The sequence below is a fragment of the Leptotrichia hofstadii genome (assembly GCF_007990525.1).
GTDB classification, from domain to species: Bacteria; Fusobacteriota; Fusobacteriia; order Fusobacteriales; family Leptotrichiaceae; genus Leptotrichia; species Leptotrichia hofstadii.
This window is the reverse complement of record NZ_AP019823.1, coordinates 1,021,629-1,037,072: the sequence shown is the minus strand read 5'-3', so window position 1 is coordinate 1,037,072 and position 15,444 is coordinate 1,021,629. Positions and strand designations below refer to the sequence as shown.

The following is a 15,444-nucleotide window of genomic DNA, read 5'->3' as shown; positions in this document are numbered from 1 at the left end:
TATTTCTAATAATTTTTAAAAAAAATAAAAGACGATTTGTATATAAATCGCCTCAAAGTTATAAAAACAATAACAGTTTTTTATTATTCCATATAATTCTATCAATTATTTCCCAGTAAAATTAGTCATTACTTCTCTATCATTTACCGATACAACAAAATCATTGTTAGAAACTTTTAAGGCAACGTATTTTCTATTTTGTACAACTTTAATTCCTAAAATTTCAATAATCAGTAATAATGATAAGACTAAAATTAATAATGACATAATTTCCTCCAGTTTTTCAATTTTTTGATTCATTTATCTGTATGAAATTATTATATCAAAAATCAATCATTTTGTAAAATATATATTATATATATGACTTATATATTTTATTAATCTTTATAATTTCAAATTAAATAAAATCTATTTTGATCTTTGAATAACATCCAATGCTTCTTTAAAATATTTTTTTAATTCTTCATCATCTGTTTTTTTGGCTACTTCCATTCCTTTTTTTAGCCATTTTTCGTCTGTTTCAGAATCTCCTAGTCCAGCTTAAAAGCTTGTAAGATTGTAATATACCCACGGATACCTTTTTGAACAGATACTTTATACCATTTTATGCTTCTTTCGGATTTCCTTCAGTAAGATAGATTTGTTCTAAAATATTTTGTAATGCCCTTTTTTCATCCTTGATTTATAATTTTAATAAATACTTTTTTCGTTAATTCTTTTTTCCAAAAAATTTTCAATTTATCTTATATAAAAAGAGCACTACAAAAATATTTTGAGTGCTCTATTAACACTGTCATTATTATTATCTAGAAATGAAAAATAATTTATTTAGATTACATTTTATTTAACAGATAAATTAGAAATGCATTCCTAAACCTACTTTAAATACGCTATTTTTACTATTCTGCAATTCATATCCACCTGACAATTTAAATGTGTCTGTAATATTGTAATTTGCTCCAAGTCCTAAATTAAATGAACTTTTATCATAATCAAGCGCTGCCTGTTTAAATAATTCTATACCATTTGATGATACAATTCTTTCTCCGTGATAAGATTTTTTCCCAAATCTTTGTTGAAATTCAAGATTTCCATATAAATCAACTGGTCCAACCTTAGTTTGTCCATAAATACCAGCTGTTCCATTTCCATTAGTTCCTTTTGCTTTTCCATATTGAATATTTGCAACATTAAATGCATCTTCTTGAACACTTGTCACTCCTAATCCAATATATGGCTTAATATATGTGTTTTCATCTACCCCACTTATAAATTTATACCCCAATCTAGTTTGAAAATCAATTACACTAGAATCATATTTTATATTGGAATGATTATCAAATTTATGTTTATTGTTTCCATATGTAAGAACAGATATTAAATCAACATTATCTGTAAAATCATATCTTCCACCTAATGAAAGTTGATATGAATCTAATTTTTCCTTTGTTCCAACATAATTTTTCTTATATTTTACATCAGATCTTTCATATCCAAATCCAGCACCCAACGTAAAATTTCCAAAGTTCTTAGTTCCAGAAATAGCTGCTCCATTAGTTTTTGAACTATATTTTCCTGTTTTATCGTATGAACCTGCACTACCAAGATATTGAATATTAAAGTTTGTTCCATTATCTTTTTTAACTTGCTCTAAGTCTCTAAAGCTGTTTGCAGTGATTGCTTTTGTTAACTCATAATCAACTTTTGATCTTGCTCCTTCAACGACAGGCAATGAAGCACTTGATGTAGCTGGAGTAACTGGTGCTACAGGAGTTGATGGCGTTGTTGGGTTTGTTGGAGTTGTCGAAGCAGGAGTACTCGGTGTTGGCGTTGGAGTTGGTGTTGGCGTTGTTGAAAATGACGTACTTGTACCTGTTACCACTCCATTAAACGTGAATGAGTTTCCTGATGTTATTGTCCCTATCACATTCCCGCTAGTATCTACAACCTTAAAACTTGCTCCCGGTGCTACAGTAACTTTTGTTCCAGCAGATATTTCTTCCGAAGGATTTAATGTCAACGTGAAATCTCCGTTATTAATTCTGACATCTCCACTAAACTTTCCTCCACTCATACTTCCTCCAGAATAGCTGGATCCTGAGCCGTTACTTACTCCATTAAATGACATGGAAAATGTATTTGCACTGATTATTATTGCTCCTAATAATAATATTTTTCTCATTAAAGTTACCTCCATAATTTTATGTTTTAAAAATAAATTTTTTATCAATTTATTTTTTTTATAGTATCACACCTATTTTTATTTGTCAATATTTTAATTTTTTATCAATTTATTTTTGTTTACTTTTGAGATAAAAAATACTTTTAGATTAATTTTTAGTAAATGTATAATTGCTGATTACTTGTATAAAATTATTTAAAAAAAATCTTTTTAATTTCATAGATTGTATAATATATTCAGAAAAAGTTTATTATCTCAAAAGACTCTCAAATAAATTTATGAGGATACCTATATTTTTTTGATTTTTATTTATTCTATTTTTTATAAAAAATAAAAAAACTGCCCTTCAATTTTGAAAGACAGTTGAAATATTTTAATTTTTTATTTAATTTAATTATAATCCGAACGAGTAACCTACTCCTAAAGTAAGCGCTCCGTGATTAGTATTGAATTTACTGTTTGCTTTATATCCAGGAAGATCCACATCTAATTTTGTTCTCAGACTATTTACATTATATGATAAATCAGTTACAAAGTTTTTGTATTGAATTCCAGCTCCAATTCCATAATAAATTCCTGAATCAAATTTGAATTTAACACTAGAAGCTCCGCCTTTAGCTTCTATTTTTCCAGAGTTGAATGCAACTCCTAAGTTACCTTTTACGTAAGGTGTAACTTCAGAATCATTTTTAAAATTATATCTTGTTGTAAAGTATACAGGTACTGAACTAAGTCCTTTTACACTAACTCCTTCTAAGTTTTTACTGCTTAATTTATTATATTTATAAGCAATTCCTCCACCCATTTCAAGATTTTCATTAAATACTGGTGTTCTATATTCACCTGTAATTTCAAATCCTCTTTTTAATGCATCTTTGTTGATTCTCCATGTTGTGTTATCTGTATCCTTAAATGTTGCTCGATTTGACAAGTCACCACCTACTCTAACTTCAGCAACACCGGCCATAGCAGTTGCACTTACAACTAGTCCCAATAATAACAATATTTTTTTCACAAAAATTACCTCCATTTCTTATTTTTAATAATTATTTTGTTACTGTTTAAAGTTTATCAAATTTTTATTACTTTGTCAACAATAACCTTAAAAAAAACTTTATAAAATTTAATTTTTTCATTTGAAAAATATATGGTATTGCAGTTGGAAAAATCTATTAAAATGACTATTCAGTTAACATTATTAAGAATTTTAAAAATCAGGAAGCTTATTCTTTATTTGTTTTTTTAATATTAATATGACAAAACTGTATATAAGCCATATTAAATAAAAAATAATTAAAGAATTACAGCATCTTTTAGTTATATGTCAGGATATTTTCTTACAACTTCGGTAATATTACAAGCTCCCTCAATCACAGGGAACATCATAACAGCCCCAGTACCTTCCCCCAATTTCATATTCATAAAGAGCATTGGCTCTAAATCCAGTTCTTTCATAATATACTTCATTCCAGGCTCTTCGCTCAAGTGGGAAGCAATCATAAAATTCCTGCAATCTGGACAGATTTTATAAGTAACAAGGGCGGAAATTGATGAAATAAAGCCATCTATCACAACAGGTACACGATTTTTTGCACATCCTAGATAAGTTCCCACCATTCCAGCAATATCAAGTCCCCCAACTTTTGCCAGTACATCTATTATTTTATTTTTTTCAAATTTTTCTTTCTTTTTCGTTCCCTTTATATTTTCTTCAAAAAATTTTGACAATCCATTTACTTCAACTGCTTTTTTAACAACATTCTTCTTATGCTCCAAAGTTTTATCATCGATGCCGCTTCCATAACCGACAATTTCATCCAGCGACAAATCTGTCAGAACCTTCAAAACCGTACTGCTAGTCGTAGTATTTCCAATCCCCATTTCTCCAGTTGCAAATAAATTGTATCCCTCTCTCACAAAATCATCAACCACTTCAATCCCAGTTTCTATAGCCTTCACAGCATCTTCATACTCCATTGCAGCATTTTTAGCAATATTATTAGTACCTGATTCCATAATTTTTCTGTTAATAATTCCCGACAAATCTATTTCTTTTTTAATGTCTGAACTCTCATCAATTCCCAGATCTACCACTTTCACATCAGCATTATACAGCATTGAGAGAGCATTAATTGATGATTTGCCATTTAACATTGCTTCCACTACATACTGCGTTATTACTCTTTTAGATTTGCTGACCTTTTCTCTTTCCACACCGTTATCGGCTGCCATTACAAGCACCATTTTTTTGCAAGGTTTATAATTTTCACTCATTCCCTCAAGCCTGATTGCCAGTTCTTCCAGTTTTCCCAGTCCTTTTGGAGTTTTTAGCAACGAATTCAGTTCATTTTCTTTTTTTTTCATTCTATTTCTATCTAAAGCTGTTATTTTTTTTATTGTATCAAATAAAATTTCTCCTGTCTTTTCACTTTTTCTGATTTCCATACATATTCCTCTATTTACAAATTTATTTTAATTTTTCAGCAATTTTTTGAAAAGTTTTTTCCACACCCTTCAACAACTTTTCCACATCCTCATCATTATGAATATAAGAAACAAAATGTGCCTCATATTTTGAAGGTGGCACAATTACTCCATTTTCAAGCATTGTATCAAAATATATGCTGTAAAATTCATCATTCGTATTAATTGCATCTTCCAAAGTTTTCACTTTTTCCTTTGAGAAAAATATTGTAAATAAGCTTCCAAAATGGTTTACACTTGCTGGAATATCATATTTTTTTATTAATTCATTAATTTTATTTACCAAATTTTCCGTTTTTTTATTTACATTTTCATAAATTTCAGGATTTTCCTTCAAAATCGAAATTGTTTCTATCCCAGCAGCAACTGAAATTGGATTTCCGGAAAGCGTTCCAGCGTGATAAACATTACCAACTGGCGAAATTAAGTTCATAATTTCCTTTTTTCCACCAAATCCACCAACTGGATAGCCACCGCCAATAATCTTTCCAAGAACAGTTAAATCAGGTGTAATTCCAAATACTTTTTGAGCACCGCCTAACGAAACCCTAAATCCAGAAATTACCTCGTCAAAAATTAACACCACATTTTTTTCTTTCGTGATTTTACGCACTTTTTCCAAATATTCCTTTTCTGTTTCGATAAGTCCCATATTTGCTGGAATTGGCTCAATAATCACACACGCAATATCATCATCATTTTCCAAAGTTTCCTTCAATTTCTCAAAATCTCCAAAAGGCAATGTTATCGTATCCTTCACAACTCCTTCGGTAATTCCGTTACTATCCTGATGTGAAAATGTCAAAAGTCCTGAACCAGCTTTAACCAGCAATGAATCCGAATGCCCATGATAACATCCTTCAAATTTTATAATCTTATTCTTTCCAGTAAACGCACGGGCAACTCTCACACTGGCCATAGCCGCTTCTGTCCCAGAAGTAGTCAATCTTAATTTTTCAATCGAAGGAAAACAGCTCTTTACAAGTTCTGCCAGTTCCACTTCCTTTTTCGTAGGAAGTCCAAAAGAAGTACCATTTTCAAGCTCTTTCTTTACAACCTCCAAAACTTTCGGATAATTATGCCCCAAAATCATAGGCCCCCAGGAACCTATCATATCCACATACTCATTTCCATCCTCATCATAAAGTCTGCTCCCATTTCCACCTTTAATAAAAATGGGATACTCCTTGTCCACTGACTGAAATGCTCTAACTGGACTATTTACTCCGCCTGGTATTGACTCTTTAGCTTTTTCATAAATTTTTCTTGAATTTTCCGTACACAGTTCCTTATCTTTTTTAGAAAATGAATTATCCATTTTTATTTCACGCTCCCAAATAAATCATTCAAAGCCTCGCTCATTGTCGGATGAGTAAATATCATATCTTTTAGGAATGTATATTTTTGTTCAGCTTTCATAGCCGCTGCAACAATGTTTATCATTTCGTGGGAAGTGTTGCATAATAAAGTACATCCCAGTATTTTATCTGTTTTTGCGTCTATAACTGCTTTAAGTAGTCCATCTGTTACACCTTCTATTTTTGCTTTTGGAATTGCCATTGCTTCAAGTCTTCCTGTTTTTACTTCATATCCTTTAGCAATTGCTTCGCTTTCAGTCATTCCAACTCTTGATAAAGGTGGATTTATGAATACGCTGTATGGAATTACATTTCTATCATTTACTGTTCTATTTCCTCCATTATAAAGGTTATCTCTTATTATTCTAAAGTCATCAAGAGAAATATATGTAAACTGAAGTCCGCCTTTCACATCTCCCATTGCCCAAATGTTATCAGCTGTCGTTTTCAATGTTTCGTCAACTACAACAGCACCTTTTTCGTCAGTTTTTACTCCTGCCGCTTCTAAATTAAGACCTTCTGTATTAGGTTTTCTTCCGATTGCCACAAGAATTGCGTCTGATTCAATTTCGCTCTTGCTCGCCCCTTGTGAAATTTGCACATATCCTTTTCCATTTTTATCAATGATTTCCTCAATTTTTGATTCCAGTAAAAATTTGATTCCTTTTGCCTCAAATATTGCCTTTGCCCTGTCAGCAATTTCTTCATCTTCTCTAGGCATAAGTCTTTGTGCCAAATCAATCACTGTAACTTCTGATCCAAAATCAGCATACATCGAAGCAAATTCCAGTCCAATGTACCCTGCTCCCAAAATAGTCAATTTTTTAGGAAGTTCCTTTAATTCCATAATTGAAGTGCTTGTATAAACGTGGTTACTTTCTTTAAGCCCTTTTATACCAGGGATTATTGTAGTTGAACCTGTATTTATAAATATTTTTTCCCCTTCAATCTGAACATTTTCCCCATTGCTTTCAATATTAACTACATTTTTTGAAACAAAGTTTCCAAATCCATCATAAATATCAATATTTTCCTTTGTAGCCAGCATTTCATAATTTTTTCCACGTAACGCACCAATTAATGTATTTTTATTATTTATACTTTCTGTATAAAATCTCTCCTTTTCCTCGATACCATTTAATCCTTTATTTTTAAGAACTTTTGTACTGTCAACAAGTTTTTTTGTAGGAATACACCCAATATTTATACAAGTCCCTCCGTACATCTTGTCCGATTTCTCAATCAACGCCACATTCTGACCTTTCCCAGCCAAAAATCCTGCCAAAGTTTTTCCACCTTTTCCAAATCCAATTATTACTGCATCATATTTTTTCATTTTCTTCGTCCTTTCCATTTTATACAATTAGTTACATAATTGTATTCATTATAAAATTAGATTTCCTTGTCTTAAGAATACCACATTTTTTATAAAAAAACAAGAGTATTTGTGTTTACAAATTTATATTAATTTTTTTAATATCCTCCCCCTTAATATCTAAAATATCCAAAGTCTTCTCGTCTTTCATAAACTCTACCGTATAATCATTTGGAAATTCAGGAAATATCATCACAACTGTTCCAATCGAATTCTTTAAAACTTTATCAGATAATTTTCTTTTTGCTTTTACTACATCATATTCATCAAACATAAAATCTCCATTTTTCATTTTCATATCAAAATACCTCTATTCATAATTTTGTTTCACAATTAATTAAGCATTTTACTCTTTTTCTTTTAAAAATTTTTCATATTCTCTTATTCTTCCACTGTCAGCTTCACTATAATTTTTTAATCCATTTGATTTTTTAACTACATCTACCCGTTTTTTTATTTCTTTCAAATTTTTCTCTCTGTAGTAATATTTTAATAAATAATTTATTGCTCTATAATCTTTTAGCTCAGCCGCTTTTAAATACAAATCAAAAGATTCGAGTTTATAACCTTCTTCTTCCAAAATTTGTGCTAAATATATTTGTGAATCAGTGTATTCTGCATTCGCTGCTATCCTATACCATTTTTTTGCTTCATCAATATTTCTATTTCTATGCTCAATAATTCCTATAAAAACAGCAGCTTTCTTTAAACCATTTTCATATGCTTTTTTATATTTTTCCATTCCTTTTTCTTTTTCATCCTTAAAACGATAATAAAAATCAGCTGTATACAAAATTCCTTCTTTTTTTAACTTCTCCATTTGTAAAAAATATTTTTCTGCTGTATCATAATCTTTTTTTAAAATACTTTCCTCTCCTTTTATATACAACTCAAAGAACTCTTTATCCATTCTATCTTTTGATAAACTGTATTCCAGTAAATCATTTGCTTCATCATCAAATCTAAAAATTTCTTTTGTATTTAATATTTTATCTTGCCAGTATTTCAATTTTTCTGTATCTTTTTTCATATAATACATTTTTATTAAATATAACATCGAATCCGCATCCTTACGATTTCCAGCTTCTATAAAATATTTCTCAGCCTCATTTTTTCTATTTGTTTTATATAAAAACGTAGCAAAAGATTTATATCCTAATACATTCTCTTTATCCAATGATTTTTTGTACCATTCTTCTGCCTTTTTATAATCATTATTATCCTCAGCAATCATCCCCAAAATTGTACCTGCCCTTTTATTTCCTTTTTCAAAAGCTATTTCATATCTCTTTTCCCCTTCTTTTTTATCAATATGTTCATAATACATATTTGCAAGCGAAACATAAGCGGTTTTATCGTATTTTGCCAGTTTTAAAAAATACTTTTCTGCTTCTTCATAGTTTTCCTTTTCCAGTTCAAAGGCAATTCTTGCCATTAATTGAGCTTTTTCAGGATCTTTCTTATTTTCCAGATAAAAATTAACGTCATCAATATCTTTTATTACCACATCATTTCCTTGATTTCTACATCCTATTAACAGACAAAGTAACATCAGTAAAATACATTTATTCATTTATAATTCCGCCTTTTCAAAGTTTTTATTCCTTCCGATTTTTATACCAAATCCTGCCATCCTATATTCATCATCAAAAAATAGCAAATATCCTTCCCAAATTTCAACTTCTAAAAAAATTTTCTTCCCTTCTTTTAAATAAACTATTTTTCCATCAGCCCAATATTTTTCCAGCTTATCCTCAATTTCTATTTCCACATACTCGTACAATCCATATTCATAATCCAAAATAACCGAATTCCCCTTAAATTTTAATACTGCTTTCATTCCAATTTCTTTTTCAATTTTCTCATTTTCACTAACTATTTTTATTTTTTTCAGTTCTCCTGTTACATAAGACAAATATATTTTTATCTCTCCGTTATTAAAAGAAAAAATCATATCTCGCTCGCTTACCACATTCTCACTTTTTCCAGTAAAATCTATCATCTTCAATTTCAAATTTTCCATAAATCAAAATTCCTTCTGCATAATTATTCCTATTTATTAAGATTACTATATTTTCGCAAATTTTTACTCCAAAATAAATATTAAGCCTGTTATCAGTAAAATAACATCCGATAATATTTTTGGAAATATCAATCTCCAAAAAATCTAATTCTTTAACTTTTATACCAGCTTCATTGTATTCTTCCCTCTTAAAATAAATATCGCCTTCTATTATATTTTCAGGAATTTCTATTTTATGTGTAAATTTAGCCATTTTCAATATATTGAGAATTTCCAGCGAATTTATTCTCCCATCTTCTCCTATTAATAAATAAAAACTGTATAATTTTTTTTCATACGAAACGCTTGAAAGTTCCGTTACCTTCCTATTTAAATTAATATCCACATATTCATCAGAATTATTTTCAAATTTATCAATATTTTTTACAAATTCCAGTTTTTCTATTTTCATAAAACTCTCCATTTTTTATTTCTTTTATGATTTAATTTTTCTGTTTTTTGTTTTTTTCAATTGTTCTAATTCTTCATTTATTTTTAAAGCTTGACTATATTTCCCTTGCTTTTCATATAATTTGGCTAAACTCGTTAATGCAAGTTCCTTATGTGCAAGTTCTTTTGCTTTTAAAAGACTATTTTCAGCCTTGCCGTAATCTCCTTTCATTTCATAAACTTCTGCTAACAGACGCAATAATCTTGCTCTTTTTTCTTCAATCCGTTTTACATTGTCTTCTGAATGTGAAAACAATTTTTCTGATTCCTTTAACAGCCATTCTTCCGCCTTATCATAATCTTTTTTCGACATATAAAGCTCCCCTAAAAGTCTTTCTGCATTCGGATATTTTTCATCAACAAGCTCCTTGTAGAGTTTTTCAGCTTCATCAAAGTAATCGTGCCTCTGATAATAAAAAGCCAAAGCATTTTTTACATCAATATTTTTATTTAAATTTCTTTTAAACGCTTCCACCACTTCGCTATTAATTTCTTTCCTTTCTCCATATACCCACACTCTAAACAATGTATCTTCCCTATAATCTCCCTGATCCATTGCCTTTATATAATATTTTCTTGCATTTATTTCATCTCTCTGATTAGCATAAATCTGTCCTGCAAATGCACTTGCTTCCTTTACTCCTCTATCCGAGCCTTTTCTTGCCCATTTGAGTGCCTTTTCATTTTTTCCTCTCGCACTATAATTTCTTGCTAGATAATAATCTGCTATTGGAATATCCTTTTCCACACTTTTAAAATACACTACCCCAATTCGTAAATATTTTTTCTGAACTTCCAGCCCTTTTTGCAAAATTTTTTCTTTTTCTGCCATTGTCGGATTCTTCTTCATTTCAGCAATTTCTGTTTTTGCCTTTTTTAAAGCTCCTTTTTCCTCCTCCGAGAAAGGAATACCCCTACTACAGCTCACTAAAAATAATACACTTACCAAAATTAAAATTATCTTTTTCATAACTTGCCCTTTCTATATTTTTTCAATATTAACAAAATTTATATTTTAAATTTTATCCAGTAATATTATACCCTATTTTTATCTAATATTTCCTTTTTAATACTAGACCTCATTTAAATAGTGAATTTATCATAAATTGCAATATTAATTGCGACATTTTACCAATTTTTTTAAATAGCCTACGTTTTTATTATTTACTTCAGTCATCTAAATTTAACATACCAATTTTCTTACCCATTTTTCTACTATTTTTTTAATTTTATCAAATCTATATACTTTTACTGCATATCAAAAAATAAAGGTTATAAAATTGTTTTAAATTTCACAAAAAAGTGCTATAATGAAAAAATGCAATAAATTTTAAAGGGAGGAAAATTAAAATGTTATTTAAAGCTCAATCGAATGAAGAACGCCGTCAGATGATTTTAAATGGGAAAGTTATTAATACTTTGCTTTTTTTATCTATTCCAACATTGCTTGTCGGAATTATTCAAGCACTTATCCCACTCTCAGACAGTCTATTTTTAAATAGGCTCACAAGTGTGGAAGTTGCCAGCTCCGTCACGTTCAGCCAGCCTGTACTGAATATTATGATTGCATTATCACAAGGGCTGGGAGTGGCTACACTGGTTATGCTTGGGCGGCTGTATGGAAAAGGGCGTATGTTGGCTGTTAAGGAAACGATGTTACAAATCTTTGTATTCAGTTTTTTTATTGGACTTTTATTAATTCCTGTATGTATGTTTACAGCTTTTTTAATTTCAAATAACACAACCTCTGAAATTCGTAACAATGTTTATACATATATTTCGCTTTATTCACTCATAATGCCCTTTGTATTTTTAGCTGCCATTTACAATTCTTCAAAAAATGCGATTGGACGTCCTGAGGTTACATTTGTTAGAATTTTTCTTTTATTAATTTTAAAAATTATTTTTAATTCAATTTTTTTATATGTTTTAAAAATGGGAATTGTGGGTGCAGTAATGGCATCACTCTTTTCTTACATAGTTGTTACAATCTGGATGTTTTACGATTTATTTTTAAAAAGTGGAGATATAAAACTTAATTTACGAAGTTACACAATAAAATTGCCAATTATAAAACGATTATTAAAAATCGGTTTTCCTTCAATGTTAAATTACGCCTTCTTGTATCTTGGATTTTTTCTTATAAACAAGGAAATGGAAAAATTTGGAGCTGTTGCCTTGAATGCTCAGGGAATTGCTTCCAATATCAATGCAATCTGCTTTATTTTACCATCCTCAATAGGAACCACCGTTTCCTCAATGATTAGTATAAATATGGGAATTGGAAATGTAAAAAAATCTAAGGATGTGTTCAAGGTGGGCTGGATAACTGGCGTTACTATTTCAATTTTGACTATTGCCTTAATCCTGCCTATTTCATTACCACTCGTATTAACTTTTACAAAGGTTCAAAAAGTAATAAAAATTGCTGACAAGGCTCTCCATATTTACACGTACTCAGTAATCGGATTCAGTGTCTTTATGATAGCACAGGGAGTTTTTATAGCACTTGGAAGAACAAAAGTTCCGTTAGTTATGTCAATTTTAAGAATCTGGCTGTTAAGATACATCTTTATTTTATTGACACAAAAATATCTTGGCCTTTATTCAATATTCTGGGGAAATTTATTTTCAAATACACTGGCTGGAATAATATTCTTTATTTTAGTCAAAGTTATTGACTGGAAGAAAGGAATAAAAGCTGGAAAATAATAAGAAATAATTTAGTTGAATAATTATAAATTAGTTATCAAACAGCCTTATTATAGAAAATTATTCCTATTTTTAAACGGAGCCTAGTATATTAACAACACAATTAACAAAAGATGTAATGGATAAAAACTGTAAAACATATATTTTGTAATCTTATTATGAATATTCTGCTTTCCATTATAGAGCCATATAAAAACTCATGAAAATATTGCAAATGTTTGTGAACATACATTTATTTATTTCCAAAAAAATTTAAAGGAATATCATATTCCAATATGAAAAAAATATTTATCCATGCTAACAAGATGACCTGAGCTATAAAATTTCACCTTTTCTACTTCTGAAAAAATAAAATGCTAAAACTGTTTGATATTCAACAAATATTCATTTATCATAAACAAAAAAGACTGAAAAAAATCCAGTCCTTATTTGTTGTTTCTTACATTTCTTAATTTCCTTAACAGAAATCATTGAAAAATTTTATTTTAAATTTCTCATTTCATCAAGCTCTCTTATTAGCAGTTCCTTATCAATCTGATTCCCTATAAAAACTGCATTATTAGGAGCATTATCTTTCAAAATCGCAATATTGTAACTTGTATCTGCCACATCAAAGTGCATATTGCAGCTAAATGCTTTAAATACCCCTTTTGCTCTGTTTATATCTCCATAATAGCCTAAAATCAGCTTATCCAGAAAAGATACAAGAATCGCAGGATTATCAGCATACGAATTTTTATAGGTAACATTCTGCATTTTATTTTTGACATCTATTAAATCTGAATTTCCTGTTTTTAAAAGTTCTCCGCTAAAAAGGCTGTTCCAATAATCCATACTTTGATTATGATAATCAGCCGTGTGAATATGTGCATTTTGATTAACTGCTTTTATATCCTCATAGATTAGATTTATTTCATCATCTGTCATATTTTCAGTTTTTGAAAGTTGTATATGTGCAGCCTTTTTCACTTGATCCATAAATATTTCAGCATACTTGTTCCTGTACTTGAAATATGTTCTGGCATCTACTATTGTTATTGGTGGAAATATTTTTATCCTTTCATAACTGGCATTTGCGACATTATTTAAAATATTGCTCAAAATAGCGATTCCTGACGGCTCTACTATTAAAAAATCAGGATTTAAGGTATTGTCTATGACAAGAAGCGAGGATATGAAATCTGCCTTGGTACTGCAGCAGGCACAGCCGCTTGTAAGTTCCCAGACATTCAATTCCACATCTTCCCTTTCTATTCCATTCTCCATATTTCTGTTCATTTCTTCGCTATTATTTCTCAATATTTCACCATCAATATTTACATCTCCAAATTCATTTTCAAAAATTACATATTCCCTTTTTGTGCATCTAACCATCTCTTTAATAAATGTAGTTTTTCCTGCTCCAAGAAAGCCCGAAATAACAAGTATTTTCAATTTTTTCACCTTTTCTCTTTGTTTCTATTTATCTTTTTTACTCATTTATTCTTTGTGAAGTCATATAAACTACAGGTTTTATTACTCCATCAGCTTTTGTTCTCATAAGTTCCAAGGCTTTTTCGACATTTTCAAATCCTTCAAATCTGTGGGTAATTAAAAGGCTCGGATCTAATTTACCAAATTCAATCAATCTTGCCAGTTTTTCAAGTCTTAATCTTCCGCCTGGCATAAGCCCTCCAAAAATTTGCTTGTGAGCCATTCCAGTTCCCCATTCAACTCTAGGTATCTGTATAAATTCTCCACTTCCCAGATAATTTACATTTCCAATTCGTCCACCTGGTTTTAATATCTTTATAGCCGTAGCAAACACTCTCTGGTCTCCTCCCGCAATCAACACCCTGTCAACACCTTTTCCACCAGTCAGTTCCATAATCTGCTCATCCACAGGCGCTTTATTAAAATCAACAATATCTGTCGCTCCATACGCTTTTGCAATTGGTATAACCTGTTCTCTTGAATCAATGGCAATTATTCTTCCAGCTCCTTTTAGTGCCGCGGCGGCAACTCCCATAAGTCCAACAGGTCCTAATCCAAATACCGCAACTACATCTCCAAATTGAATGTCTGCAAGTTCAGCGCTATGAAATCCAGTAGGCACCATATCACTTAACATGCACGCTGTCCCATAATCCATTCCTTTAGGAATCAATGCCAAATTTCCATCTGCGTCATTAACATGGAAATATTCTCCAAAAACACCATCCTTAACATTTGAAAATTTCCATCCAGCGAGCATTCCTCCACCATGCATTGGATACCCTGACTGAGCTTCCACCGAATTCCAGTCTGGAGTTATAGCTGCAACTAAAATTCTATCTCCAACTTTAAAATCCTTAACCAGTTCCCCAACTTCAACTATTTCTCCACAGGCTTCATGCCCTAATACCATATCAAACCTCTCTCCAACTCCACCTTCATAAACTGTATGTATATCCGAAGTACAAGGCGCTAATGCAAGGGGTTTGATAATCGCATCTGTCGGTCCGCATTTGGGCCTGTCCTTTGTAATCCATCCAACTTCCCCAATTCTCTTCATTGCAAATGCTTTCATTTGTTCTCCCATTTCAAATCCTCCTAAATTAATAATCACATAATTTTTTATTAATATGAGTATAGCCTATAAATTTTAAAAATACAAATTTTGTATAATAAAGAAATAAAATATCTGTATATTTTTTATTACAGTTTAATTTTTCTTATCTAGAACTTTATATTAAAGCTTAAAAAACTTAATTAATAGTATGATTATTTAAAAATTGACTAAAAAAAATACAATTTTTTTCATAAACTATTACATTTCTATTATTTTAAAGGTAAAATCATA

Annotated in this window: 14 protein-coding genes; 1 reads left to right on the top strand and 13 read right to left on the bottom strand. The window is 30.1% G+C overall.

Annotated elements, in window-relative coordinates; genetic code table 11:
* Positions 1–105: 105 nt before the first annotated feature.
* From FVE77_RS04880 to FVE77_RS04830, 11 genes are all read right to left on the bottom strand, one after another.
* Complete coding sequence (locus FVE77_RS04880) at positions 106–267, bottom strand: hypothetical protein (protein ID WP_026746556.1); 162 nt, start codon at positions 265–267, stop codon at positions 106–108.
* A 589-nt stretch (positions 268–856) separates the two neighbouring features.
* The gene (locus FVE77_RS04875; protein WP_026746557.1) at positions 857–2,182 is read right to left on the bottom strand and encodes an autotransporter outer membrane beta-barrel domain-containing protein; all 1,326 of its coding nucleotides are present in this window, start codon (positions 2,180–2,182) and stop codon (positions 857–859) included.
* Between the two features lie 394 nt (positions 2,183–2,576).
* Positions 2,577–3,197, bottom strand: a complete 621-nt coding sequence (locus tag FVE77_RS04870; RefSeq protein WP_232052964.1) for a porin family protein — start codon at positions 3,195–3,197, stop codon at positions 2,577–2,579.
* Positions 3,198–3,499: 302 nt separating this feature from the next.
* Positions 3,500–4,627, bottom strand: a complete 1,128-nt coding sequence (gene cobT, locus FVE77_RS04865; RefSeq protein ID WP_026746559.1) for a nicotinate-nucleotide--dimethylbenzimidazole phosphoribosyltransferase — start codon at positions 4,625–4,627, stop codon at positions 3,500–3,502.
* A gap of 22 nt (positions 4,628–4,649) precedes the next feature.
* On the bottom strand, positions 4,650–5,951 hold the full coding sequence (gene hemL, locus FVE77_RS04860) for a glutamate-1-semialdehyde 2,1-aminomutase (protein ID WP_026746560.1): 1,302 nt from the start codon (positions 5,949–5,951) through the stop codon (positions 4,650–4,652).
* A 35-nt stretch (positions 5,952–5,986) separates the two neighbouring features.
* The gene (locus FVE77_RS04855; RefSeq protein ID WP_026746561.1) at positions 5,987–7,360 is read right to left on the bottom strand and encodes an FAD-dependent oxidoreductase; all 1,374 of its coding nucleotides are present in this window, start codon (positions 7,358–7,360) and stop codon (positions 5,987–5,989) included.
* Positions 7,361–7,475: 115 nt separating this feature from the next.
* Positions 7,476–7,697 (bottom strand): DUF4926 domain-containing protein, encoded by a 222-nt coding sequence (locus FVE77_RS04850; RefSeq protein ID WP_026746562.1) that lies wholly within the window; start codon positions 7,695–7,697, stop codon positions 7,476–7,478.
* 48 nt (positions 7,698–7,745) lie between these two features.
* The gene (locus tag FVE77_RS04845) at positions 7,746–8,972 is read right to left on the bottom strand and encodes a tetratricopeptide repeat protein (protein ID WP_026746563.1); all 1,227 of its coding nucleotides are present in this window, start codon (positions 8,970–8,972) and stop codon (positions 7,746–7,748) included.
* Entirely contained in the window at positions 8,973–9,422 is a 450-nt protein-coding gene (locus FVE77_RS04840; RefSeq protein ID WP_026746564.1) for a hypothetical protein, read from the bottom strand.
* Positions 9,376–9,873, bottom strand: a complete 498-nt coding sequence (locus tag FVE77_RS04835; RefSeq protein ID WP_026746565.1) for a hypothetical protein — start codon at positions 9,871–9,873, stop codon at positions 9,376–9,378. Before FVE77_RS04835 ends, FVE77_RS04840 begins: the two co-directional genes overlap by 47 nt.
* Positions 9,874–9,897: 24 nt before the next feature.
* Positions 9,898–10,881 carry a tetratricopeptide repeat protein gene (locus FVE77_RS04830; protein WP_146967854.1) on the bottom strand — a complete coding sequence of 328 codons (984 nt, stop codon included), beginning with the start codon at positions 10,879–10,881 and terminating at the stop codon, positions 9,898–9,900.
* Between the two features lie 380 nt (positions 10,882–11,261).
* Here FVE77_RS04830 and FVE77_RS04825 point away from each other — a divergent pair, with 380 nt between their 5' ends.
* On the top strand, positions 11,262–12,623 hold the full coding sequence (locus FVE77_RS04825; protein ID WP_146967852.1) for an MATE family efflux transporter: 1,362 nt from the start codon (positions 11,262–11,264) through the stop codon (positions 12,621–12,623).
* Positions 12,624–13,103: 480 nt separating this feature from the next.
* Here FVE77_RS04825 and FVE77_RS04815 read toward each other — a convergent pair whose 3' ends face one another.
* Positions 13,104–14,066 (bottom strand): GTP-binding protein, encoded by a 963-nt coding sequence (locus tag FVE77_RS04815; protein ID WP_026746567.1) that lies wholly within the window; start codon positions 14,064–14,066, stop codon positions 13,104–13,106.
* Positions 14,067–14,094: 28 nt separating this feature from the next.
* Positions 14,095–15,183 (bottom strand): NAD(P)-dependent alcohol dehydrogenase, encoded by a 1,089-nt coding sequence (locus tag FVE77_RS04810; protein WP_269472246.1) that lies wholly within the window; start codon positions 15,181–15,183, stop codon positions 14,095–14,097.
* Between the last annotated feature and the right edge of the window lie 261 nt (positions 15,184–15,444).